Raw genomic sequence first — 23,489 nt, forward strand, 5'->3', positions numbered from 1 at the left:
AGTACCGAACAAGCCGCCGCAAGGCGGCTTTGTTCATTCTGGACCAACCCTATCAGCGCCGCCAGGGCACCCTCCAACTCAATCCGCACGCCATCCCGGTCATGTTGGATCGTAACACGTTCGATCAAGCCCCGGATAATCTCCAAGGCCCCCGTGCGGATCGCCGGGTCTGATAGTGCCTGTGCCAGATCGGCGACCTTGGAGCGATAGAGTTCCGACAGGTTCGGGTGAAGGCGCACCGGTGAGGGCACAGGCTCAGACAGCTTCGCATCAAGACCGGCGATCTGCGCTTCAAGCTCTTCGAGCCGCGTTTGAAGGCCGGGGGTACGAATGCCCTCTGCGATTGCATCATAGAACCCATTCAGTTTGCGCGCCGCTTTGTCCCGCTCGGATTGCAGACGGGTCCGGGCTACTTCCGCTGTGCTGGCTTCTGCGTTGGCGGCTTCGCTGAAGGACTTGATAAAAGCGGCCACTGCGTCGGGCTGCATCAGGCGCCGACGAAGCAAATCCAGAACGGCGTCTTCCAGGACATTGCGCCGAATGGATTGCCTGTGCGTGCAGGTGCCGAGCTTGCGGGCAGCAGAGCAGGCGAGATAGTCGCGCCCGACTGTCGCGAGCGGCCCTCCGCAGGTGCCGCAGAATGCAAGACCGGTCAGATGAGGCTGCTCAATTTGCTGAAACTTGTTTTGATGCCCACACAAAGGGCAGAACGGACCACGGCTCCCATAGTAGGCGCACATGTCTCACTATTAAATTTTGCTTGTCCTCCTTGACGGATCACTGCGCCAAATGCTGCCATGGGCAGGCATTCAGCTGGCCTGGGAGGCTCCAATGAGATTTTTTCTGACATCGACAGCAATTGTTTCTGTCGCATTATGTGCGACCTCTTCCAAAGCTCAGGAGTCCGCGCAAGGTGGGCAGGTCGGGGAGATGACCATATCGGTTGACGATATGCGCGAACCCGCGCCCGCAGATTTCTCGCCTTATGCCGGCCGCGACTTTCCGACTCGTCCCCTGTGGGGCGATACCCACCTGCACACGTCCAATTCGCTGGATGCGCGTGGATTTGGGGTCATCCTGAGCCCGGATGACGCTTATCGATTTGCACGGGGTGAGGAGGTCACGACATCACACGGCCTCCGCGTACAACTGTCTCGACCGCTCGACTGGCTTGTTGTTTCCGATCATTCGGATGCCATGGGGGCAATGAATGAAATCATTGCGGGAAACTCGACGCTGATGCGTGATCCAACGCTTCGAGACTGGAGCGAGCGACTTAATGCAGGTGGAGACGTTGCTCTCGGTGCGACTATGGAGGTCATTGAGACATTTGCCGGAATTACCGGGGAAGCCCTTCCCGAGGCTGTGTCGGATCGCAGGTTCGTGCAGTCCGTTTGGGACGAGTTCACGCAAACTGCCGATCATCACGATGACCCTGGTTCGTTTACTGCGTTCATCGGATACGAATGGACATCTACCGAAGCCGGCAACAACCTCCATCGCAACGTGATTTACCGTGATGATGCCATTCGCGCACGGCAAATGCTGCCCTTCACGACCGCAGAAACCTTTAATCCGGAAAAGCTGTGGGACTGGATGGAAACATATGAAATGGAAACCGGCGGTCGTGTTCTGGCCCTTGCCCACAACGGCAACGTTTCCAACGGCCTTATGTTTCCGGTCGAGACCAATCCGGAAACGGGTGAGCCTTTGACGGCGGACTACGCTGAACGGCGCGCGAAATGGGAGCCGATGTACGAGATCACCCAGATCAAGGGTGATGGGGAAACCCATCCGTTCCTAAGCCCGAACGATGAATTCGCGGACTATGAAACCTGGGATAAATCCAATCTTGGCCCGACGCCCAAAGAAGACTGGATGCTTCAGTACGAATATGCCCGCGAGGCTCTGAAGAACGGTCTCAAGCTGGAAGCGCAACTTGGTACCAATCCGTACAAATTCGGTGTCGTGGGTTCGACCGACAGCCATACCGCGTTGGCGACGGCGGAAGAGGATAATTTCTTTGGCAAGCACTCAGGCGTCGAGCCGGAGCCCGGTCGATGGCAGCATGTCGTTGGCGAATTTGACGCGTTGAGGATCCTCGGGTGGGAAATGGCAGCCTCTGGCTACGCGGCGGTTTGGGCCGAAGACAACACACGCGAAGCCATATTCGACGCCATGGAGCGCAAAGAAGTTTATGGAACAACCGGTAGCCGCATAACGGTTCGTTTCTTTGGTGGCTGGGACTTCACAGAGGAGGACGCGCGATCACGTCTGCCTGCCGAAATAGGATATGACAAAGGCGTTCCCATGGGCGGCGACCTCTCTGAAGTGCCCGAGGGCGCGGATGCACCGACATTCCTTATTGCTGCACTCAAGGACCCGTATTCCGGCAATCTCGACCGTGTTCAAGTTGTGAAGGGTTGGGTAAATGCCAACGGCGACACGGAAGAGCAGGTGTATGACGTGGCGTGGTCGGGAGACAGGCAACCGGATGCCGATGGCAATCTACCCGCAGTGGGTAACACCGTGGATGTCGCAACGGGTACGTTCACCAACTCAATCGGTTCTCCGGAGCTGTTGACGGTTTGGAAGGATCCCGACTTCGATCCTTCATTGCGGGCATTCTACTACGTTCGTGTTCTGGAAATTCCGACGCCCAGGTGGACAGTTTACGATGCCGTTCGGTTCGGGGACGAACTGCCCGCAGATGTGCCTACCTCAACACAGGAGCGCGCGTACACTTCGCCAATCTGGTATACTCCAGAAGGCTGAGATGTCCGGCAACCGAGGTTGACTGTGACCGAAGCCCCTTAGCTCCCAAGGCAGCGTCACAAAGCGAAATCCGTCCTTTCAGGCGGTTACTTGGGGCTCGAAGTTGATTGTGGATTGAGCTGCTTTCGGCCAAGACGGTCAGACACAAAGACCGGAGGTGCGAGAAAGGCTCAATCAGCCTCTCTCGGTGGATTGTATCGCGTGTAGGAATAAGTCCAATGCCGCCAACCTCGAACTTCGTCAGGTTTCGTATTCAGAGCGTTGCGGAGGCCAGCGAATGGGTATTCGCGGACGGTTTTTCGAAAGTCAGCCGTATTCGTCGAAAGCGCGCTTTCGAATCGTCGAACTTCTTTCAACCAGGTCTGCCTCTAACCTTTCAGGCTCAGGTCTCTCCTGAGTGGAAATCCAACGCGCCAATGCGATCGCTGCCCTTTCACCCATTGTTGAAACTGGAAGATGAACTGTTGTTATGGAAGGTACAGCCACGGCAGAGCTTGGCAGGTCATCCAGGCCCATTAAAGACACCTCGTCCGGGACACTGATGCCGTTGGATTGAAGACCAAACAAAACCCCTAGTGCCACAACGTCCGACAGACACAGGATCGCATCTGGTTTGACCGACCTGTTGACGATGCGTGCAGTAGCCTCGGCGCCGCCCCGGAGGCTTATTTCGGTTTCAACTGTCGTTATCTCGCCATCCCAATTCAGCTCGTGCAGCCCGGAAAGTCGGGCCCGTGTTCGATCATTGTTGTGAACAGGGCCGTGAACAACTGCAATCCGCCGGTGTCCAAGCTTAATCAGATGCCGTAGGGCCAATTGTGCCGCGGCCTTGTTATCGTATCCAATCGTTGGAAAAGGGTTGGAGACGTCAAAGTATGATGTGACGATCGTGGGGATTCTTGTGCGCTCGATCAGGTCGTGAAATTCAGCGGCGTGTGTTGCGCCAGTAATGATCAGCCCTTCAGCCCCGATATCAACCAGCCCCTTCGCCTTTTCGGCTTCAACTTCCAGGTCTGACTCAGTTGTGGCTACGATCAGTGAAAGCCCATCTTGGGACAGTCTGCGTTCGAGCGCAGCAAGAAACCGAGCGAAAATGGCATTGTCCAACGTTGGTACCAGCGCACCCACGAAACGGGTCCGACCAGAGTTGATTGCTCTGGCGGCCGCGCTGGGGACGAATCGAAGATCCGCAATTGCTTTCTGAACTTTCTCCAGAGTTTCCTTTTTCACAACACCCGGTTCGTTCAACACCCGGGATACGGTTGCGACCGATACGCCCGCTGCTTTCGCAACATCTCTGAGATTTGCGCGTTTTTTCAACGTCGGGTCTTTTTGTGTCACGTGGTATCGCGCCTATTTTTTCTACCTTCAACGAAAGTGTTGACATATGTAACTAGTTTCATCAACCTCTGTAACTAGTTTCATAAATGAGAATCCTACGGCAACATGCATGGTTCCGCTGTCCTACACGAGTTCACGAATGCCGGGTTTATTAGCCCGGGACGCAGATTCCCGGGCTTTCCGAAGGCCTCGGGTGTCCGAGAATATGTGCTGGCGCCACGCGACGCGCACCGTGTTGAAGCCGCCGAGGGCGACCTGCTGTCATTTGAGGCGACATCGCAGGGTTATCCGCTGGACATTGTTGCGTTTGCCGATGGGAGGCCTGCGCTTGCTCGACTGAAACTGCAAGCGAACGGAACGGTTGATCAAGGTGCATTCAACAGCGACCCTTTTACAGGTTGGATTGGTGCAAATGGCGGAGATCCAAGGCAGGAAGTCGCGTGTTTCAGGCTAATGGCCTCATCAGAACCGCTAGTGTTGCGTGTCGAAAAACGCGTGACAGTTTGGTTGATCAGGCCAACGCTCATTTCTGGCTTGGTTGAGGGAACCGATACCGGATGCGTTACGGTCTCCCATCAATGTGCAGTCTCGGACCAGCCTCAGCTGCCGCCACTTCTGGGAGATGTCCGGGACGAGTTTACTGTACCGAGAGGAACGGCGCTGGCTTACGAATTGAAAGCGGGCGAATTCGTTCAGATCATCGACGTGGAAGGGCAGCAGTGCTCGGACTTCATGGTGCTGCGTTCCGATGAGCTGGAACGCGGAATTGAATGGATGATCGACTCGACGGCGACGCGATCATTGGTGCGACGCGCCTATCCTGGCCCGGGGTTGCTGGACAAGTTCTACGATCGTGAGATGCGACCACTTCTCAATGTGGTGCAGGACACCTGTGGGCGCCACGACACTTTCGGTCTGGCCTGCACCGCCCGAGGTTATGAAGAGCGCGGCTTTCCCGGCCATGTGAACTGTTCCGATAACATGTCGAATGCGCTGGCGCCTTACGGCGTCGCGCGACGTTCGGCCTGGCCCGCGATCAATTTTTTCTGGAACACATGGGTCGATCCGGCGACGCATCACATTCTTACCGAGGAGTCCTATTCCCGCCCCGGTGACTATGTCGCCATGCGCGCAATGGAGGACCTGGTGTGCGTTTCGACCGCTTGCCCGGACGATATTGACCCGATCAATGGCTGGAACCCGACGGATGTGCACGTCCGCATCTACCGCCCAGAAACGCCGATCCGCCGTGCGGTTGCCTATCGTGAAAAGGAAGATGCCCCGATGTCGATCAGTCAGGAATCCGCATTTCATGATCGGCTGGCCCCGTTGACCCAACAATTCGCGCCTGCACGTGATCTATGGGCACCAGTCAGCTTTCCGGCGCACGGCACCTTGGGTGAATACTGGGCCTGTCGTGAGGCCGTGACAGTTCAGGACATGAGCGGGTTGCGCAAGTTTGATATTGTTGGCCCGGATGCCGAGAAATTGCTGCAGCAGGCAACAACACGAAATGTCGCCAAATTGCCGGTCTGGCGCGGATCTTACACGTTGATGTGTGACGAAAGTGGCTCAGTCATTGATGATGGCACGCTTTTCCGTCTTGCGCCCGAAATCTTCCGTTGGTGCTGTGGATCCGAAGAAAGCGGTCGTTCGTTGCAGGCATTGGCGACGAATATGGGCCTGCAGGTTCGGGTGCACGCGATGCGGAACGCGATGCCGAACCTCGCCATTCAGGGGCCAAAATCCCGCGACTTGCTGCGTAAGATTGCCTTCACCCAGCCACATGTACCTTCGCTGGATCATCTGAAGTGGTTCGGGGTCACAATTGCCCGGCTCAATGATCGCGATGGTGCGCCATTCATGCTCTCACGCTCGGGTTATACCGGGGAACTGGGTTACGAAGTCTTCTGTTCCAAGACCGACGCGCTAGCGATCTGGGATGCGGTGATGGAGGCGGGTGAAGAGTTTGGGATCACACCCATGGGCTCGGCTGCGCTGGACATCATCCGGATCGAAGCCGGATTGGCCGGGGCAAATACCGAGTTTGCGCCGGGCGTCGACGCGTTCGAGGCCGGTTTGGACTTCGCGGTCGATCTGAACAAGGCGAGCTTTACGGGCAAATCTGCGCTTGAGCGAAACGCGCGAGAGCCGCGCCGCGTGCTCAAGGGATTGTTGATCGGGTGCGATGATGTGCCTGCTCATGGCGCTTCGGTCTTTGCTGGCGAACGGCAGGTGGGCGTGGTCACTTCGGCCATCCGATCACCGATGCTTGAACACGCGATCGCCATGGCGCGGCTGTCGGTCGAGCATGCCGAGAACGGCACGCAACTTGAAATTGGGCAACTCGACGGGCGGATGAAACGCCTGGGGGCAACGGTATCGGACATTCCATTCATAGACCCGCAACGCAAGCGGGCGCGCGTCTGATGGCGCATCCAACACAACGCAACGGGAGAATTTGATATGAAGAAACTGACAACACTCATGGCAACACTGGCTTTCGCCTTGGGTGCTACTTCAGCGTTGGCGCAAGACAAGGTCATGGTGGGCGAACCCAGCTGGCCCGGTGCCAAAATCATGAGCCGCGTCATCGGGCAGGTTATCGAAACGCGTTTGGGCGGAGAGGTGGGCTATGCGCCGGGCGCCAACGCCGTGATTTTTGCCGCAATGGATGGCGGGCGAGGGGACATTGATGTGCACCCCGATGTCTGGTTGCCGAACCAGTCTTCCTTCACCGATGAATACGTCGACCAGAAAGGCACCGTCGCGCTGTCTTCAGGCAGCTACGAGGGCCGGGCGGGGATTTGTGTTCCCAACTACATGGTCGATGATCACAGCATCAAATCGATCTATGATCTGGCCACACCTATGGCCCAGGAATTGTTCGACTCTGACGGCGATGGCATGGGCGAAGTTTGGGTCGGCGCGTCGGGCTGGGCCTCAACCAACACCTTTAAGGTGCGTGTGCGCGACTATGGTATCGAAACGTTCCTGACTCCGACAACCGAAGATGAGACGGTGTTCTATTCCCGTCTCAAAGATCAAATCGACCAGAAAAAAGGCGCCGCTTTCTACTGCTACGCGCCGCATTATGTGCACGCGCTGTATGATGTGACAATCCTTGAAGAGCCCGCACACGACGCGGCCACATACAAGATGGTTCAGCCGGATCAGGACGCGGATTGGTACAACAAATCGCATGTCAGCACAGGCGAGCCTGTGAAAACCGTGACGGTTGCCCACTCCAAATCTCTGGAGCAGCGCAATCCGGCCGCAGCTTCTTTTCTGAGCAACATCAACATGAATGCCGATCAACTCAGCGGCCTAACCTACGAAGTTGTCGTTAAAGGGCGCGAAACGGATGAAGTTGTGGCCGAATGGATCGCCGCGAACGGCGATACCGTCGACGGCTGGCTGGGCCTGAAAACCAACTGATACCCAGTGCCCCCGGCCAGGTTGTCGGGGGCACATTCTGAAAGCTAGACCAAGGTGGGGCCAGTATGACAGCGGATATCGCAATCGATGCGCGCGGCGTGTGGAAAGTGTTCGGAGCACGCGCGCGGGACGCACTGAAGGCCATTCACAGTGAAGGGTTGAGCAAGGCCGAGGTGTTGGAGCGGTTCAACAGTGTTGTCGGCGTCGCTGATGCCAGCTTTGAGATCGAGCGCGGTGAGCTGTTTTGCGTCATGGGCCTGTCCGGGTCGGGTAAATCGACCCTAGTGCGCCACGTGAATCGCCTGCTGGAACCCACCGATGGCCACATCTACCTGGACGGCGATGACGTGATGGGTCTGAACGATGACGGGCTTCGCGATTTGCGGAACCGCCGCGTCGCCATGGTGTTCCAGAACTTCGGCCTGATGCCCCACCGCACTGTCCGCGACAACGTGGCCATGCCTCTGGAAATTCGCGGCACCGGCAAGGCGCGTCGCTGGGAAGAGGCAGATCGCGTTCTCGAACTGGTAGAGCTCAATGGCTGGGAAGACAAATACGCACATGAGTTGTCCGGCGGCATGCAGCAGCGTGTCGGCCTTGCCCGGGCGATCGCTGCAGACCCTGAAATCCTGCTGATGGACGAACCATTCTCGGCCCTCGATCCGCTGATCAGGAAGCAATTGCAAGACCAGTTCATGGAACTCAGCCACAAGCTCAACAAGACCACGATGTTTATCACCCATGACCTTGATGAGGCGATCCGTATCGGCCACCGCATCGCGATCATGAAGGATGGGCGCATCGTTCAGATCGGCACGCCGGAAGAAATCATCCTCAATCCCGCCGATGATTACGTCGCCGATTTCGTCGCCGGGATTTCCAAGCTCAACATGATCTTTGCGCACTCGGTGATGAAACCGGTCGACGAATTCGAGGCCCATCACGGCGAAGTTCCCGATGACGCCAAAGAGGCCCATCCCGACATGGATCTGTCCGACCTGATGAACCTTTGTGTCGAAGGGCACGGAGTGGTCGCAGTCACCCAAGACGGCAAGACCGTGGGCGTGATCAACCGCGCAGGGCTTATCCGCGCCATTCAAAACAGTCAGGCCTAAGGGGACCACGATGAAACACGTTGATGCACAGCAGGTCAAACCCGAAACTGCCGACCGTCTGAAAGGTTTGATCGCTGATTTCGTCGGGCAAAGCCAAGCATATTATCAAAAGACCTTTGCCTATATGATGCAGGCGCCGGGTTATCGGTTCACCCTGAACAAGGCTGCCGCCGTTCTCGGCCCGATCTGGTTCGGCGCGCGAGGCCTCTGGTCCTGGTTCCTAAGCTTTCTGGTTCTTGAAACATTGGCTTACATTCAAGTCGGCTTGGGTCTTTTCGGTGATCTGGGGCGGGAGTTTCGCGAACGGGCCGATCAGATCGAACAGACTCTGGCGCTGCGTCGACAGCAGATCGAGGCGGCGGAACAATCCGGCGCGGCGTCGCTGGATTCCCTAAAACGTGCGGCAGAGTCGCTGGAAGGCGCCCTGGCCGGAGCGCAGGAAGCCGCACAGAGCGCTGACTCTACCGGTATCACCTATCTGGCGGTCGGGCTTTTCCTGCTGCTGGCGGTCAAACTCCTCGCGGCGTCGTTGGCCAACTGGACGCTGGAAGGTCAGTTCGCGCGCTGGCGATCGGATTCCAGCGTGGCTCATGGATGGTCTGTGCCCCGGATGATCGTCGCGTCCGTGCTGACCCTGGTTGTCGTTGTTCTTTCTGCCATCAAGTTTGCGCAACCTGATGCGCTGTCTGTTCTAAAGACCTTTCCGACAAACCGGGATTGGCGGCTCAACGTGGGTGACGGCGTACAGGCCGTATTCGAGTGGACCAAAACAGCCGGACGCGGTTTCTTCGATGGGCTGACCTACGGAATGCGCACCCTTCTGGACTGGATCGAAGTGGTTCTGGTCGACACCCCTTGGCCGGTCGTGGGACTGGTCATAATCATGCTGGCTTATCTTTCCGCTGGCCCGCGCGTGGCAATTTTCACCGGTGCGGCATTGGCTTATTTCGGCCTGCTGGATTTCTGGGAGAAGGCGATGACAACTATTGCCCTGCTGGGGGCCGCTGCGCTGATCTCGATCACGCTGGGTATTCCGCTTGGCATTTACTGTGCACGCCGCCCCCGCGCGTTTGCCATCGTGCGGCCAACCCTGGACTTCATGCAATCGATGCCGTCCTTCGTGTATCTGATCCCAGTTGTCGCCTTCATCGGGTCTGGCAAACCTGCCGGAGTCGTTGCGACAATGATCTTTGGAAGCCCACCGGTGATCCGCTTTACCGTCCTGGGTCTGCAGCAAGTGCCGGAAACCGTGCGCGAGGCTGCCCTCGCATTTGGCGCAACGCCGCGCTATCTGTTGTGGAAAGTAGATCTGCCGCTGGCGCACAAGACCATCATGGCTGGCGTCAACCAGACCATACTTATGTCACTTGCCATGGTCGTTGTTGCATCACTGATTGGTGCGAAAGGCCTGGGCGAAGATGTGCTGGAGGCTCTGCAATATGCTGCCGCTGGGCAAGGCATACTGGCGGGTCTGGCAATCCTCTTCTGTGCTCTCATTCTGGACCGCATTGTGGCAGGCAAGAAATGACCACGGCTTTCCGGTAGCACCGGTTTGGCTGCTTCCAGTTTTCGGATCTGGTGGTTCGGCATGTAGGAACAGTGATCGGTTCAGGCATTCACGGCAAGATGCTTGGTCATGTGAAAACGGACCGGTCACAGACGAGCGGCAAGATATTGACTTGTCGTTGATATTTTCTGTTCTTCGTCAAAACCAAAAGCCGTGAAATCCCTCTAAGTACCGCGTGCGCCAGCTTGACGTCGCGGGGCAGACCAGGGTGTGATAGAGTATACTCAGGTTAAAAAATCTGCTGTTACTTATGTTTAGATGCCAAACTCATCAATTCCGTCGCGGCTTGCGGATGGTTCTTTGCTTTTTCTGGGGCCTGGTACTTTGCCTGAGTATTGCGACATCAGCCGAGGCAAAGCGCGTGGCGCTTGTAATCGGCAACGCACAGTATGACCATGTTTCGGACATTCCCAACTCGGCCAATGACGTCAGGGACGTAGCCGCCGCGCTTGGGCGGATCGGGTTTGTTGTCACCCAAAAATACAACCTCGATTACCGAGACATGCGGCTTACCCTTCGGGATTTTTCCGAGGAAACAGGCGACGCAGATATGGTGCTGGTCTACTTTGCGGGCCACGGAATCGAAATCGACAATACAAACTATCTGATACCCACAAACGCGGAACTCAGAAGTGACAAGGATGTAGAGTTCGAGGCCATCCGGTTGGAGACAATGCTGAATTCAGTTTCAACGGCCAAAGGCTTGAAACTGGTTCTTGTGGACGCCTGCCGGAACAACCCGTTCGTGTCGCAAATGGTCCGAACCACGGCGACCCGGTCGATTGGCCGGGGATTGGGACGTATCGACCCGGGCGGCGTGCTTGTCGGGTATTCCGCGCGCAGTGGGACGCTGGCATTGGATGGCGTGGGCCGCAACAGCCCTTACGCGCAGGCTTTGCTGGAGCATATCGAAGTGCCCGGTCTGGAATTGGGAAAGCTTTTCCGCAAAGTGCGGGACACAGTTTTTGACCTGACCGAGGGCTATCAGGAGCCGTTCACCTATGGCTCACTGCCCGGGCGCGACATCTTCCTTGTTCCTGCAGCAATCAAGGCTCCTTCAACCGAATTAGACCAAAACTCTGCAACCGCAGAACCCCTCCCTGCTGACGAACGCGAAGACGCGGCTCAACGCGTCCTGCGCGAAGCACTGAAGCTGGAAGATGACAGTGTGAAGAAGGGCGCATTGGAAATGATCGCGCAACTCTATCCGAACACAAGGGCCGGACAGTACGCTGGCGAGGTCGCTGGCGCGATTGGCAATCAGGCTCAGCCAAAAACGAAGGCCTCGGATGGCCAAAGGAATGCAGGCGACCTGTCCTTTATGTCGAAGAATACAGCCGACCAGGGGGTTCGGGAGAATGCGCAACAAGACATGGCGCTGGAAACCGAAACTGCGTTGAACTTAAGCCGAAGCGACTATCGAAGTATTCAGCGCGGTCTGAATGCTCTGGGCTATTCCGCCGGGCCAGTTGACGGGATATTCGGTGCGCGGTCTCGCGCGGCCTTGCGTCGATTTCAGGGGCAAAGCGGTTCAGAGGGAACCGGATACCTGACCGAGAAAAGCTATGCTGTTCTGAAAAACATCGCGAAACCCGAACCGCCACTTGATAGCAATGTGCAGCCTGACAGCCGCGTTTCAGTGGCGTTGCCAAATCCCCGTGCCTAGGCGTCCAGCCCGCTATATGGGGATTATGTCATCGATATCAGCCGACGGGCGAACCCCAATGGCAAAGACGCGGGTTCTGGCACAAAGCTGGTCTTGCGATTACACTACCGCAAGTCCGCCAACGGGTTTCAGTTGATCAGTGCTCAGGAATTCGCCAAGGGCGGAGCGTCGCGGCCCAAGAGCTATAGCGCATCGCTTTCTGATAGCGGTCAATTGCGCGTGTCCGGCCGCACGAATTACTTGTTCAAGAGTTCGATTGTTGTCGGATTCTCGATAAGTCAGAACCTGCCGCCAGATTTTTCGGCGGGAAGGTCGCTGAGCAGTACACAGGGCCGATTTGACAAAAACTGGTTTGTGGACGTCAGGATTACGAAAAGATAACGCTCATCATGGCTGGTCGACTTTGTTTTCAGGCCTCATGGCCTGCACTGTCGGAAGACGTATGCAACCGCAGTTGATACGCGGACGGGAAGGCTTTGCTGCGCCCGCTATGACCTGGTTTGTTAATCCCAACGGTAATTGAAGCTGACGCTGATCCGTTCGTCCTCGGCCATGTTCATCGGAACCTCATGGCGCAGCCAGCTTTCCCACAGCAACACGTCCCCCACCTTCGGCTTTACATAGATGAACGGCTGCAAGTCGCGCCGACCACCCTTGAGGCGTGTGGGGGCGGCCATCATGCGGCTGGACCGAGGGTCTTCTAGTTTCAGCGCGCTGGCGCCTTCTGGCATCGCGACGTAAGTTGTGCCTGAGATCACGCTGTGAGGGTGCAGGTGGCTGGAATGCATCCCGCCTTCGGGCAGGATGTTGATCCACAGATCCTCAAGCTTCAGTTCTCCTTCGCCCAGGTCAAACTCAAGATCCTTGGCAAACGCGGCCACGTGCTGATCCAAAACCTTGACCAGATCGGCAAATATTGGGAACCGCCATGGCAGATCGGTCAGGGAGGCGTAGCTGGTATAACCGGGATAGCCGTTTTCCTCACACCAGTCCTGTCCGGCCTCATCATCCTCGGCGATGACCAAGCAGGAATTTTCCAGCTCTTCCGGGTCGATTTTCGGATCGAATTCAGAAAGGGCAGCGCGGTAGAGGCGGGTGACGAAGAGTGAATCAATCTGTGGCATGGGCCGGGAATAACCCAGCCCTTGCAGCAAGGCCAGTTAATGTTTCCAGGGTTACGTCTTAAGGGGCCCTTTGCCACAGCGCGGGATAGGGCGGCCACCATCCGCATAGGCAAGGCACAATACCATCTCGTCCGGTTTCGGCGCATCTGCTACATTCAGTGTCATCGTGTCGAAATGATCGAATGACCACGGGTTGTCCTTGTGTCCCAGCGGCAGATCGATGGCGCAACCTGGTGCACCCAGTTTTACATTTGATGGGATCACAGCCTCGCCCCCGCCAGCCGCCGCGCGCATTGGGGCACCTAGCTTGGGGTGAATCACAGCCCCGCCTTGTTCGAGATCTCCGTTTATGCCGACGATGGCCGCCTTGCCGTATGAAACCGGAACTCCGTCTAGCTGCCCAATTGCTTCGGCAGCCAGATCGGCACCAAGCGCTCCGCCGATCTCGAACAAGTCCGATAAGTCTTCTGAAAACTTGCCTGCCAGACGGTTTTGAAAGACGGCCATAGCTGCCACGCGAACGATGGGTGGGCATGGCTGGCCCAGTTGATCTGTGGTGATCACTTCTTTGATAAGCACTTTCTTGCGCAACTGAACCATGGGAACCTCCGGCTAACTGACTGACAGCCTAGGGGTGCCTTCGTATTTCGTCGAATCCAATCACGCGACCGCGAATGCAGTGCATCGTTGAAACAGAAAACCCCCGCCGGTGTCCCGGCGGGGGTCTTTTCAGTCACGAATGGGGTTGCCCCCAATCGCTTACCAGTCTTCGCGAACCACGACGCGGGTCTTGATCGGCAGCTTCATCGCGGCCAGGCGCAGGGCCTCGCGGGCGATGTCGTCATTGACGCCGTCGATCTCGAACATCACGCGACCGGGCTTGACCTTGCAAACCCAACGGTCCACGGAACCTTTACCTTTACCCATACGAACTTCGATCGGCTTTGCAGTGACCGGAGTGTCGGGGAAAATGCGGATCCAGACACGACCCTGACGCTTCATGTGACGGGTCATGGCACGACGCGCAGCTTCGATCTGGCGCGCAGTTACACGCTCAGGCTCGATGGCTTTCAGGCCGTAAGTGCCAAAGTTCAGATCAGAGCCGCCCTTGGCTTCGCCCTTGATCCGGCCTTTGTGCATCTTGCGGAATTTTGTACGCTTTGGTTGAAGCATATCTTTCCCTCCTTAGCGACGACCGCCACCAGCACCACGAGGTGCAGGGCCGTCCTGGAGTTCCTGTGCTTTACGGTCACGTGCCTGCGGATCGTGCTCCATGATCTCCCCTTTGAAGATCCAGACCTTGATCCCGATGATCCCGTAGGGGGTCATCGCTTCGGCATGTGCGTAATCGATGTCGGCACGCAGGGTGTGCAGAGGCACGCGGCCTTCGCGGTACCACTCGGTCCGTGCGATTTCGGCGCCGCCCAGACGACCAGCGACGTTCACCCGGATACCCAGGGCGCCCATGCGCATGGCATTCTGAACCGACCGCTTCATTGCGCGACGGAACGAGACGCGGCGCTCCAGCTGCTGAGCGATGGACTCGGCAACCAGCTGCGCGTCAAGCTCGGGCTTGCGCACTTCGACGATGTTCAGGTGCAGTTCGCTGTCGGTCATACGAGCAAGCTTTTTGCGCAGAACTTCGATGTCTGCACCTTTCTTGCCGATGATGACACCGGGACGTGCGGTGTGGATCGTAACGCGGCACTTCTTGTGCGGACGTTCGATGATCACACGGGCAACACCGGCCTGCTTGCACTCTTTGTTGATGAACTCACGGATCTTGAGGTCTTCCAGCAGAAGATCACCGTAGTCCTTGGTGTCGGCGTACCAGCGGCTGTCCCAGGTGCGGTTGACCTGCAGGCGCATGCCGATCGGATTTACTTTATGACCCATTAGGCTTGCTCCTCAACTTGACGCACCTTGATGGTGATCTCCGAGAACGGCTTCATGATCTTGCCGAAACGGCCACGGGCACGCGGGCGACCGCGCTTCATGACCAGGTTCTTGCCAACCCATGCTTCGGCGACGATCAGTTCGTCAACGTCCAGGTTGTGGTTGTTTTCGGCATTCGCGATTGCGGACTGCAGGCACTTCTTGACGTCCTGCGCGACGCGCTTGTTCGAGAAAGTCAGGTCGGTCAGAGCCTTCTCAACTTTCTTGCCGCGGATCATTTGCGCAACCAGGTTCAGTTTCTGCGGGCTGGTGCGAAGCATGCGCGTTTTCGCCATTGCTTCGTTTTCAGCCACGCGGCGGGGGTTCTTTTCCTTGCCCATGACTTACTTCCGCTTCGCTTTTTTGTCTGCGGCGTGGCCATAATAGGTACGGGTCGGCGAGTATTCACCGAACTTCTGACCGATCATGTCTTCCGAGACGTTTACCGGGATATGCTTCTGGCCGTTGTACACACCAAAGGTCAGACCCACGAACTGGGGCAGAATGGTGGAACGACGCGACCAGATCTTGATGACTTCGTTGCGGCCCGACTCGCGCGCTGCTTCGGCTTTTTTCAGCACGTAAGCATCGACGAAAGGACCCTTCCAAACAGAGCGAGACATAGATTAACGTCCCTTCTTCTTGGCGTGCCGCGAGCGGATGATCAGCTTCTGGGACGCTTTGTTCTTGTTGCGGGTACGCTTACCCTTGGTGTCCTTACCCCACGGAGTAACCGGCGTACGGCCACCCGAGGTACGACCTTCACCACCACCGTGCGGGTGGTCGATCGGGTTCATTGCAACACCACGAACCGACGGACGCACGCCTTTGTGGCGCATACGACCGGCTTTACCGAGGTTCTGGTTCGAGTTGTCGGGGTTGGACACGGCACCAACGGTGGCCATGCATTCCTGACGGACCATGCGCAGCTCGCCCGAGCTCAGACGGATCTGAGCGTAGCCGCCATCGCGACCAACGAACTGAGCGTAAGTACCGGCCGCACGTGCGATCTGACCGCCTTTGCCAGGCTTCATCTCGATGTTGTGGACGATGGTACCAATGGGCATGCCCGAGAACGGCATTGCGTTGCCCGGCTTGATGTCGGCCTTGGCGGATGCCACGACTTTGTCACCAACAGCCAGACGCTGCGGAGCCAGGATATATGCCTGCTCGCCGTCTTCGTATTTTACCAGTGCGATGAATGCGGTCCGGTTCGGGTCATATTCGATCCGCTCGACGGTTGCCGCGACATCAAATTTGTTCCGTTTGAAGTCAACGATCCGGTAGAGACGCTTTGCGCCACCGCCGCGGCGGCGTGAAGTGATCCGTCCGGTGTTGTTCCGGCCGCCCGATTTGGTCAAACCCTCTGTGAGAGACTTGACCGGACGTCCTTTCCAAAGCTCCGAACGGTCGATCAGCACCAGCCCGCGCTGGCCCGGCGTCGTCGGCTTGTACGACTTAAGTGCCATGCTTTCTGTCTTCCGTTTAGCAAGTGCAGGGGATTTCCCTGCTATGTGATAGGCCCCCGTAGGTGCCAAGGGTATAGGGCCCCGAAGGTCCCCGGTTACAAATATCAGAGGCCCCGGAGCGAATCCGAGGCCGTAAGATTGGGTGCATGTAGCAGTGTTGGGGGTAGGTGTCTATAGGGCCCTGCTGATTTTCTGGCACTCAAATTCGGAACCAACTCAGCAGTCAGGGGGCACAGTAAAAACGACGCGGTTGTTTCGCGAGACCAACAATCTCTCGTTATGGATGAATGTCGCGTGCCGTACAACTTGAAGCCAGGACAACCGCGATCCAATTGACGTCCAGCGAAAGGTCGCGCTCGGCCAGCCAGGCCTGCTGCAAACCATAGGCGGCCTGTTCCTTGGCGGCCTCACAGTAATAATGCTGACCCTCCTGACGATGATGAATAAGTTCGTGCAGCAGGACAGAAATGTCCTGCGGGTCTTCTGCGCTCCAAGGAAGGACCAGCGTTATCCTCTTCGTTTCAGGATCATAGATCCCGCGGGGCGTGCCGCCAATCATCGAAGCCATCTCACTCGGTTCAGCCAAATTCTTGGAATCAGCAAAAAAGATGCTTGCTGGTGAAGGCGCCCTTGGGAGGTCCGTGGCAGTATCTATCCAGCGGTGAAGCTCTTCCGTCAAATCGTCTGGAACTGTCGGGGTCTCTGCCGCGACCGCGAAGGAAAAGGCAAAAAGAAACTGTGCGGCCACGGCGAGCATGACGCGTCTGAGGAACAGCATTGTTCCCTCCTTCCGACAGATGAGGAATTGCCCCGAGCCTAGCCGACAGGTATTATTGACCGCAAAAGATCGTTTTTCATTGCTTGATGAGGGAAATTCACGCGTGAAGAAACGGCAATTACCCCCGTTCTCGGCCGTGAAAGCATTTGAGGCCGCAGCCCGGCATCTGAGCTTCAAAGATGCTGCTGACGAACTTTGCTTAAGCCCTTCAGCAATTTCGCACCAAATCCGCGCATTGGAGGATTATCTCGCAACTGCTCTTTTTCGCCGGGAAGGTAACAGGATCAGTTTGACCGGCACCGGTCGAGACTACGCAGGCCGGCTGACGCAATTGCTGGACAACCTCGAAGACGGCACCAGCGCGGCGAAGGCTGACGCACATGGTCAAACATTGCGGGTCTTGTCCACTCCGGGATTTGCCGCCCGATGGCTTGTGCCACGGATGGGGCGATTTGAGCACGCGAAAGCGGTCAGGCTGCGCATTGCCGAGGGCGCGCCCTCCACAGATTTTGCAACCAACGATGCCGATGTCGTAATCAAGTGGCGCGATGACCCCGAGGTAGGTGTCGATGTCGTGCCATTCCTGAACTCGGCGCGCTACCCGGTCGCTTCACCATCGCTGTTGGAACGCGAAAACATCTCTCATCCAAGGGACCTGTTGCGCTTGACGCTGTTTCGTGACGAAGTTGACGATCAGTGGGCTGAATGGTTCCGTGCCGCAGGCGTCGTGGCCGAGCTTCCGCATGGTGACCCGATTTATCCAAACTGCGAATATGCTTCCACTGCGGCAGAGGCTGGTCTGGGTGTATCGCTTGCCTATGAAGCCGTCATAGGCAGTTCGGTCAACGATGGTCGCCTCGTACGATTGTTCGAGGCCACAACGATTCCATTCACCATCTATGCTATTGCAACGCCACAGGAAAAGCGCGACGACCCACTCGTCATCAGTTTCCGCGAATGGCTGCTCTCTGAGGCCAGGGAAAACGTCGCAAGATCACAACCGATCGAAGCTGCTGAGTAAGAAACCGAGCTCAAGACTTTTTCATTTATTCAGCGTTTTGTCCCATTGTGCAAATTCACAAAAATGACTGCAGCTCTGCCAACTTCCCGTAAACCAGAAAACAATACCCCCGCTTTGGCGGGGGCTCTCATCTCTCTCCAAAAACCGGTTCGATCAGAGACCGGAGGACACGACGATGGTGTTACCTATTTCCAGGGTCACGCAGGCTATCTTAAGTCTTTCCGCTTGCCCAACTTTCCGCGGTAACTACCGCTCACCCATACAGCGCCCGCGCCTCCGCAAAGGACAACAGGCGACGGCTCTTTTCATCCCACAAATGCAGACGCGCGTTGGCGAGGCTCTCACGGATGGTCATCCGGTTGCTATTTGCCAGTTCATCATGGTCGCGCAGCACTTCGGTCAGACGGTAGAACGGGATGCGGCTGTACAGGTGGTGGACGTGGTGGATGCCAATATTGGCCGTGAACCACTGCAATATGGATGGCAGGATGTAATGCGAACTTCCGTGCAGGGCGGCCTCGTGCAATTGCCAGTCCTTGTCGGGATCCCATTGCGTCTCTTCAAACTGGTGCTGAACGTAAAAAAGCCAAACGCCGGCCGCAGCGGCAACCAGCGTTGACGGCAGAAAGATCAGCACCATCGGCATCAGGCCACCAAAATAGTAGATCGCCCCCAGCACGGTCAGAATGGCAAGGTTTGTCACCATCGCGCTGACCCATAATTTCGGAATTCCTGTCAGGCCTAGCGGCAGGCGGTTCTGCAACAGGAACAGATAGCCGGGACCAAAGCCAAACAGGGTGATCGGATGACGATACACGCGGTACCAAAACTGGCTCATCGGCTTCAGTGCGCGGTATTCGTCCACCGTCAGCGTATGGACGTCGCCCATCCCGCGCTTGTCCAGATTACCGGAAGAGTTGTGATGCGTGGAATGCGTACGACGCCAGACGTCATAGGGCGTCAGCACCAGCCCGCGCTGGCCCGGCGTCGTCGGCTTGTACGACTTGAGTGCCATGCTTTCTGTCTTCCGTTTAGCAAGTGCAGGGGATTTCCCTGCTATGTGATAGGCCCCCGTAGGTGCCAAGGATATCGGGCCCCGAAGGTCCCCGGTTAAAAATATCAGAGGCCCCGGAACGAATCCGAGGCCGCAAGATTGGGAGCGTGAAACAGGGTTGGGGGTGGGTGTCTATAGCATAAGGCAGATTTCTAATCTGGTCGCCTAAAGCATGCTCAGGCAACTTTTCGCGTCAGTGGAAACGAGTCTCTTATATCGTATTAATAACAGCGATGTCATTTCCAAACCATCGGAGACCTGGCCGCCAATGTAGTTGGCCAAGTGCTTCATGATTGATCGGCAACGCCAATTGCGGGAGGTCATTGTCGTATCTGCGCCATCAACGACAGCCGCTTCGGTGCTTACGCTTCACATCCAATGTTCATTATATTCGGTTTTTTTGATCTGTATCAACGAAATCAGCAGACATAAAGCCTTCAGTTCTAGACCGGAGTCATTTCTGCGGAGGAGATCATGTCTTGTAAGTCTATTTCTGTAGCTTTAGCCCTTATATGCGGACTTGCGTCAGCGTCATGCACCGGATTGAGTTACGCCATGGAAACCTATGGCGAAGTCAAGCCAGTGGATTTTGACGCCTATGGGCGAACCTGGCGGGTTTTTGACAAACCGGAAAGCGGTTTGATTATGCTGACACCAAGCATAGGCGACGCTGCAATTGCCGGCGCAGCCGAGGGTGCAACACTGGGCTTGGCTGGCAGCATGGATGCAACTCAGTTGGTCTTTCAGTCTGCTGCCAAAGATTATCTCGCGTCTACTGGTCGGAATTGCCAGATTCTGACAGCTCGCTTAGTGGTGGACCCTCAGTGGGAGTTTTCCTATGCGTGCTGAGTTAGAGTTGGCAATGTTTTCACCAAAAAGAGAACGCAATGCGTCTCTCAGTATTCGGAATATCGGCATAATACTTTGTTCTTCTGCGGTAATCTCAGCCTGCGCTGAACAACCTAGCTCGATCGTACCAGTCGCGATGGGCGATGTTTACGCGAATGTACCTTGCAACAAGGCGAGAGAGCTCTATCAAAAAGAAACTGCAAAAGTCCCTGGGTTGATTGCTGGGCAAAAACAGGCCGTTACAGGTGACGCAGTAGGAGTATTTTTGATTGGTGTTCCGGTTTCCAGCCTCTCTGGTGATGATCTGGAAGGTGAAATTGCCGTTACTAAAGGCAAAATTGCTGCCCTTGCAGCGCGGCTCGATGTTTGCGGAACACCGCCACCCGCAATCGTCTGGGACTGATTTGAACGCGAGTGTTTAGAGCCTATTACATGGCTCCATTCGCTCAAAGTTTTGTGCCCGGCACAAAACCTGTACAATCAGCTTGGATACCCGTTCACCAAACCGGGTCTTCTCTGGAAACCAGATGAAGGGAGAGATTGTATTACTAAGTTGTAGCCCTGTTCCAGATTAAAATAAGTTCCTGCACAACACCACTAGAGCTGCCAAATCTAATACTCACCCCAAAGAACGCCTGCGGCAAAGCGGCTCGGCTTCCACCGCGATCCGCTGTTTAAGTTTGATATGCCCCAGCACTTCGCGAAAGGCGCGGTGTTTGGGTTTGCCTTCCAGATAATCCGCCAGTTTGAGCAGGTTGATCGGGTGTTTCGAAATCAACGCCTCGATCCGCTGCACCGCGTCGTCCAACTCATAGTGATCCACGTACTGACAGGCCACTTGCGTGGGTGTCAGCAGGCAGTAGTCTTGAGGGCGTTTTTCAGTATAGCGGGCGATGTCGAAGGGCGACGCGCCGAGGGCATGAAACTTGGGGATGTGCACGCGCATATCGGCCTCGGCGTGCTCCAAAACCGTCCCCGAGGTCTGGTGGAACCCGAGCGGACCAAGTTTGCCGACCACGTGCTTGCGCATCGCCGGAGAGACCATGTCCACATCCGCCCGGTCGTATTTCAGATCATCGAAGACCGACAGAAGCCCTAGCTTCTCATCTGTGATCTGGAAATAGGGCCCGGCGCTGAACGCCCGCATCTGCTCCAGCACCTGCGCCCGCACAGTTTCAGGGTCTGAAACGAAATCGGCCCCGGCGGGTTGAACCGCCGAGGCCGTGAATAGTCGCACTAAGCGTCCGATCAAAGACCGGTGCTAACGTCGATGGTGTTGCCCTCTTCCAGGGTCACATATGCTTTCTTGACGTCTTTCCGACGGCCCAGCTGGCCGCGGAACCGCTTGACCTTGCCTTTGGTCACGGTGGTGTTCACCGCCTTGACCTTCACACCAAACAGCGCCTCGACGGCCTCTTTGATCTGCGGCTTGTTGCTGTCGATCGCCACTTCAAAGACAACCGCGCCGTTTTCGGACGCCATGGTCGACTTTTCGGTGATGACCGGCTTGCGGATCACGTCGTAGTGTTCTGCCTTCGCGCTCATTTCAGACGAGCCTCCAGTGCTTCGACAGCCGCTTTGGTGAGCACCAGGGTGTCACGCTTGAGGATGTCATAAACGTTTGCACCCATCGACGGCAGGATATCCAGACCTTCGATGTTGCGCGACGCCTTCAGGAAACCTTCGTTCACGGTCGCGCCGTCGATGACCAGAGCGCGTTTCCAGCCCAGGTTTGCAACCTGTTTGGCCAGAGCGGCGGTCTTGCCTTCGGCTTCGGCGTTCTCGATCACAACCAGTTCACCTGCCTTGGCTTTGGCCGACAGAGCGTGGCGCAGGCCAAGCTTGCGGAACTTCTTCGGCAGGTCGTGGCCGTGCGAACGAGGGGTCGGGCCCTTGTAGATACCACCCTTGCGGAAGATCGGCGCGTTGCGGTCACCATGGCGTGCGCCACCGGTGCCCTTCTGGCGATAGATCTTCTTGGTCGAGTAGCTGGTTTCCGAGCGGGTCTTGACCTTGTGGGTGCCGGCCTGCGCGTTGTTGCGCTGCCAACGGACCACACGGTGCAGGATGTCCGCGCGCGGCTCCAGGCCGAACAGGTCCGCATCCAGCTCGATGTTGCCGGCTTTGCCGCCGTCCAGTTTGATTACATCAAGTTTCATGCTTCACCACCTTCCGCGGGTGCTTCTTCCGCAGGTGCTTCGGTTGCAGCCGATTTCACAGCAGCCGGGAAAGGCAGGCCTTCCGGTGCTTTCTTCTTGACGGCGTCCTTGACGGTGACCCAGCCCGATTTCGGTCCGGGAACGGCGCCTTTGATGAAGACCAGACCACGGTCGGCGTCGGTTTTGACGACTTCCAGGTTCTGGGTGGTGACACGGGCAGCACCCATGTGACCGGCCATCTTCTTGCCTTTGAACACCTTGCCCGGGTCCTGACACTGACCAGTCGAACCGTGCGAACGGTGGCTGATCGAAACACCGTGCGAGGCGCGAAGACCACCGAAGTTGTGGCGCTTCATCGCACCGGCAAAGCCTTTACCGATCGAGGTACCCGAAACGTCAACCTTCTGACCTGCCAGGAAGTGTTCTGCCGAAATTTCGGCGCCCACTTCGATCAGGCCATCTTCAGAGACGCGGAACTCGGCCAGCTTGCGCTTGGGCTCGACCTTGGCAGCGGCATAGTGACCGCGCATGGCTTTCGAGGTGCGTTTTGCCTTGGCAGCACCTGCGCCCAGCTGAACGGCGGTGTAGCCGTCTTTGTCAGCGGTACGCTGTGCAACGACCTGCAGGTTGTCCAGGTGAAGAACGGTCACAGGGATCTGCTTGCCGTCTTCCATGAACAGGCGGGTCATGCCAACTTTTTTTGCGATAATACCAGAGCGCATTCTCATACCCTCCGATTACGACTGCAGCTTGATCTCGACGTCCACACCAGCAGCCAGGTCGAGCTTCATCAGCGCGTCCACGGTCTGGGGGGTCGGATCAACGATGTCGAGCAGACGCTTGTGCGTGCGGATCTCGAACTGGTCGCGGGATTTCTTGTCAACGTGAGGGCCACGGAGAACCGTGAACTTCTCGATCTTGTTCGGCAGCGGGATCGGGCCGCGCACGTTCGCGCCGGTCCGCTTGGCAGTGTTGACGATCTCTTGCGTGCTGGCATCCAGAACGCGATAGTCAAATGCCTTCAGCCGAATACGGATGTTTTGGCTTTGCATATTAACAGCCTTTTATCAGGCGTTGAGGTTGAGAGGAGGACAGACGCGCATCGCCAACCCTCATCGAACCCAAAAGGCGGGAATCACCCCGCCTTGATGTTCTTGTCGAGAACTCGCGCGATCTACAGGGGTGTGAGGAGTTTGGC

Annotated in this window: 24 protein-coding genes and 1 pseudogene; 9 read left to right on the forward strand and 16 right to left on the reverse strand. The window is 56.8% G+C overall.

Annotation, left to right across the window (positions count from 1 at the left end):
- Window positions 1-740, reverse strand: a 740-nt coding sequence (locus ACR1XU_RS18640; RefSeq protein ID WP_480915648.1) for a recombinase zinc ribbon domain-containing protein, incomplete at its 3' end; no start/stop codon positions are given.
- Between the two features lie 91 nt (window positions 741-831).
- On the opposite strand from ACR1XU_RS18640, the gene ACR1XU_RS18645 reads away from it, so the two are divergent.
- Entirely contained in the window at window positions 832-2,775 is a 1,944-nt protein-coding gene (locus ACR1XU_RS18645; protein ID WP_480907576.1) for a DUF3604 domain-containing protein, read from the forward strand.
- 306 nt (window positions 2,776-3,081) lie between these two features.
- On the opposite strand, the gene ACR1XU_RS18650 is transcribed toward ACR1XU_RS18645, so the two are convergent.
- Complete coding sequence (locus ACR1XU_RS18650) at window positions 3,082-4,116, reverse strand: LacI family DNA-binding transcriptional regulator (RefSeq protein WP_480907578.1); 1,035 nt, start codon at window positions 4,114-4,116, stop codon at window positions 3,082-3,084.
- Window positions 4,117-4,323: 207 nt separating this feature from the next.
- On the opposite strand from ACR1XU_RS18650, the gene ACR1XU_RS18655 reads away from it, so the two are divergent.
- The 5 genes from ACR1XU_RS18655 to ACR1XU_RS18675 all read left to right on the forward strand — a co-directional run bounded on the left by ACR1XU_RS18655 (window position 4,324) and on the right by ACR1XU_RS18675 (window position 11,902).
- Window positions 4,324-6,546, forward strand: coding sequence for a DUF1989 domain-containing protein (locus tag ACR1XU_RS18655; protein WP_480907580.1), 2,223 nt, complete (start codon window positions 4,324-4,326; stop codon window positions 6,544-6,546).
- Between the two features lie 36 nt (window positions 6,547-6,582).
- Window positions 6,583-7,554 carry an ABC transporter substrate-binding protein gene (locus ACR1XU_RS18660; protein ID WP_480907582.1) on the forward strand — a complete coding sequence of 324 codons (972 nt, stop codon included), beginning with the start codon at window positions 6,583-6,585 and terminating at the stop codon, window positions 7,552-7,554.
- A 65-nt stretch (window positions 7,555-7,619) separates the two neighbouring features.
- Window positions 7,620-8,669: a quaternary amine ABC transporter ATP-binding protein gene (locus ACR1XU_RS18665; protein ID WP_480907584.1), complete on the forward strand. Its 1,050-nt coding sequence runs from the start codon at window positions 7,620-7,622 to the stop codon at window positions 8,667-8,669.
- Between the two features lie 10 nt (window positions 8,670-8,679).
- Window positions 8,680-10,197: an ABC transporter permease gene (locus ACR1XU_RS18670; RefSeq protein ID WP_480907586.1), complete on the forward strand. Its 1,518-nt coding sequence runs from the start codon at window positions 8,680-8,682 to the stop codon at window positions 10,195-10,197.
- A gap of 400 nt (window positions 10,198-10,597) precedes the next feature.
- A complete protein-coding gene (locus ACR1XU_RS18675) occupies window positions 10,598-11,902 on the forward strand; it encodes a caspase family protein (RefSeq protein ID WP_480907588.1) in 1,305 nt (434 codons plus the stop codon).
- A gap of 503 nt (window positions 11,903-12,405) precedes the next feature.
- On the opposite strand, the gene ACR1XU_RS18680 is transcribed toward ACR1XU_RS18675, so the two are convergent.
- The 8 genes from ACR1XU_RS18680 to ACR1XU_RS18715 all read right to left on the reverse strand — a co-directional run bounded on the left by ACR1XU_RS18680 (window position 12,406) and on the right by ACR1XU_RS18715 (window position 17,208).
- Entirely contained in the window at window positions 12,406-13,026 is a 621-nt protein-coding gene (locus tag ACR1XU_RS18680) for a 2OG-Fe(II) oxygenase family protein (RefSeq protein ID WP_480907590.1), read from the reverse strand.
- Between the two features lie 51 nt (window positions 13,027-13,077).
- Complete coding sequence (locus tag ACR1XU_RS18685) at window positions 13,078-13,626, reverse strand: amino acid synthesis family protein (RefSeq protein WP_480907592.1); 549 nt, start codon at window positions 13,624-13,626, stop codon at window positions 13,078-13,080.
- Window positions 13,627-13,785: 159 nt separating this feature from the next.
- Window positions 13,786-14,199, reverse strand: a complete 414-nt coding sequence (gene rplP, locus ACR1XU_RS18690; RefSeq protein WP_170615802.1) for a 50S ribosomal protein L16 — start codon at window positions 14,197-14,199, stop codon at window positions 13,786-13,788.
- A 12-nt stretch (window positions 14,200-14,211) separates the two neighbouring features.
- A complete protein-coding gene (gene rpsC, locus ACR1XU_RS18695; protein WP_008758042.1) occupies window positions 14,212-14,922 on the reverse strand; it encodes a 30S ribosomal protein S3 in 711 nt (236 codons plus the stop codon).
- Entirely contained in the window at window positions 14,922-15,302 is a 381-nt protein-coding gene (gene rplV / locus ACR1XU_RS18700) for a 50S ribosomal protein L22 (protein WP_039538267.1), read from the reverse strand. Before rplV ends, rpsC begins: the two co-directional genes overlap by 1 nt.
- A 3-nt stretch (window positions 15,303-15,305) precedes the next feature.
- Window positions 15,306-15,584 carry a 30S ribosomal protein S19 gene (rpsS, locus tag ACR1XU_RS18705; protein ID WP_005980699.1) on the reverse strand — a complete coding sequence of 93 codons (279 nt, stop codon included), beginning with the start codon at window positions 15,582-15,584 and terminating at the stop codon, window positions 15,306-15,308.
- A gap of 3 nt (window positions 15,585-15,587) precedes the next feature.
- On the reverse strand, window positions 15,588-16,430 hold the full coding sequence (rplB, locus tag ACR1XU_RS18710) for a 50S ribosomal protein L2 (protein ID WP_008757664.1): 843 nt from the start codon (window positions 16,428-16,430) through the stop codon (window positions 15,588-15,590).
- Between the two features lie 277 nt (window positions 16,431-16,707).
- On the reverse strand, window positions 16,708-17,208 hold the full coding sequence (locus tag ACR1XU_RS18715) for a DUF6647 family protein (RefSeq protein WP_480907594.1): 501 nt from the start codon (window positions 17,206-17,208) through the stop codon (window positions 16,708-16,710).
- A 103-nt stretch (window positions 17,209-17,311) separates the two neighbouring features.
- On the opposite strand from ACR1XU_RS18715, the gene ACR1XU_RS18720 reads away from it, so the two are divergent.
- Complete coding sequence (locus ACR1XU_RS18720) at window positions 17,312-18,229, forward strand: LysR substrate-binding domain-containing protein (protein WP_480907596.1); 918 nt, start codon at window positions 17,312-17,314, stop codon at window positions 18,227-18,229.
- A 253-nt stretch (window positions 18,230-18,482) separates the two neighbouring features.
- Here the strand turns inward: ACR1XU_RS18720 and ACR1XU_RS18725 are convergent.
- A pseudogene (locus ACR1XU_RS18725) lies at window positions 18,483-19,199 on the reverse strand (fatty acid desaturase); the annotation flags it as partial.
- 639 nt (window positions 19,200-19,838) lie between these two features.
- Between ACR1XU_RS18725 and ACR1XU_RS18730 the strand changes: the two are divergent.
- Entirely contained in the window at window positions 19,839-20,132 is a 294-nt protein-coding gene (locus ACR1XU_RS18730) for a hypothetical protein (RefSeq protein WP_480907598.1), read from the forward strand.
- Window positions 20,122-20,535, forward strand: a complete 414-nt coding sequence (locus ACR1XU_RS18735) for a hypothetical protein (RefSeq protein ID WP_480907600.1) — start codon at window positions 20,122-20,124, stop codon at window positions 20,533-20,535. Before ACR1XU_RS18730 ends, ACR1XU_RS18735 begins: the two co-directional genes overlap by 11 nt.
- A gap of 216 nt (window positions 20,536-20,751) precedes the next feature.
- Here ACR1XU_RS18735 and ACR1XU_RS18740 read toward each other — a convergent pair whose 3' ends face one another.
- Genes ACR1XU_RS18740 through rpsJ form a run of 5 tightly spaced genes read right to left on the reverse strand, consistent with a single transcriptional unit; the run spans window position 20,752 to window position 23,343 of the window.
- Complete coding sequence (locus ACR1XU_RS18740) at window positions 20,752-21,369, reverse strand: hypothetical protein (protein WP_480907602.1); 618 nt, start codon at window positions 21,367-21,369, stop codon at window positions 20,752-20,754.
- 11 nt (window positions 21,370-21,380) lie between these two features.
- Entirely contained in the window at window positions 21,381-21,677 is a 297-nt protein-coding gene (locus tag ACR1XU_RS18745) for a 50S ribosomal protein L23 (protein WP_010437040.1), read from the reverse strand.
- Entirely contained in the window at window positions 21,674-22,291 is a 618-nt protein-coding gene (gene rplD / locus ACR1XU_RS18750) for a 50S ribosomal protein L4 (protein ID WP_170334382.1), read from the reverse strand. Before rplD ends, ACR1XU_RS18745 begins: the two co-directional genes overlap by 4 nt.
- On the reverse strand, window positions 22,288-23,013 hold the full coding sequence (gene rplC / locus ACR1XU_RS18755) for a 50S ribosomal protein L3 (protein WP_170682218.1): 726 nt from the start codon (window positions 23,011-23,013) through the stop codon (window positions 22,288-22,290). The genes rplD and rplC overlap by 4 nt, the downstream gene beginning before the upstream one ends.
- A gap of 15 nt (window positions 23,014-23,028) precedes the next feature.
- Window positions 23,029-23,343 (reverse strand): 30S ribosomal protein S10, encoded by a 315-nt coding sequence (gene rpsJ / locus ACR1XU_RS18760; protein WP_008756422.1) that lies wholly within the window; start codon window positions 23,341-23,343, stop codon window positions 23,029-23,031.
- Window positions 23,344-23,489: the final 146 nt, after the last annotated feature.

Source organism: Ruegeria sp. D1(2025), from assembly GCF_056536425.1.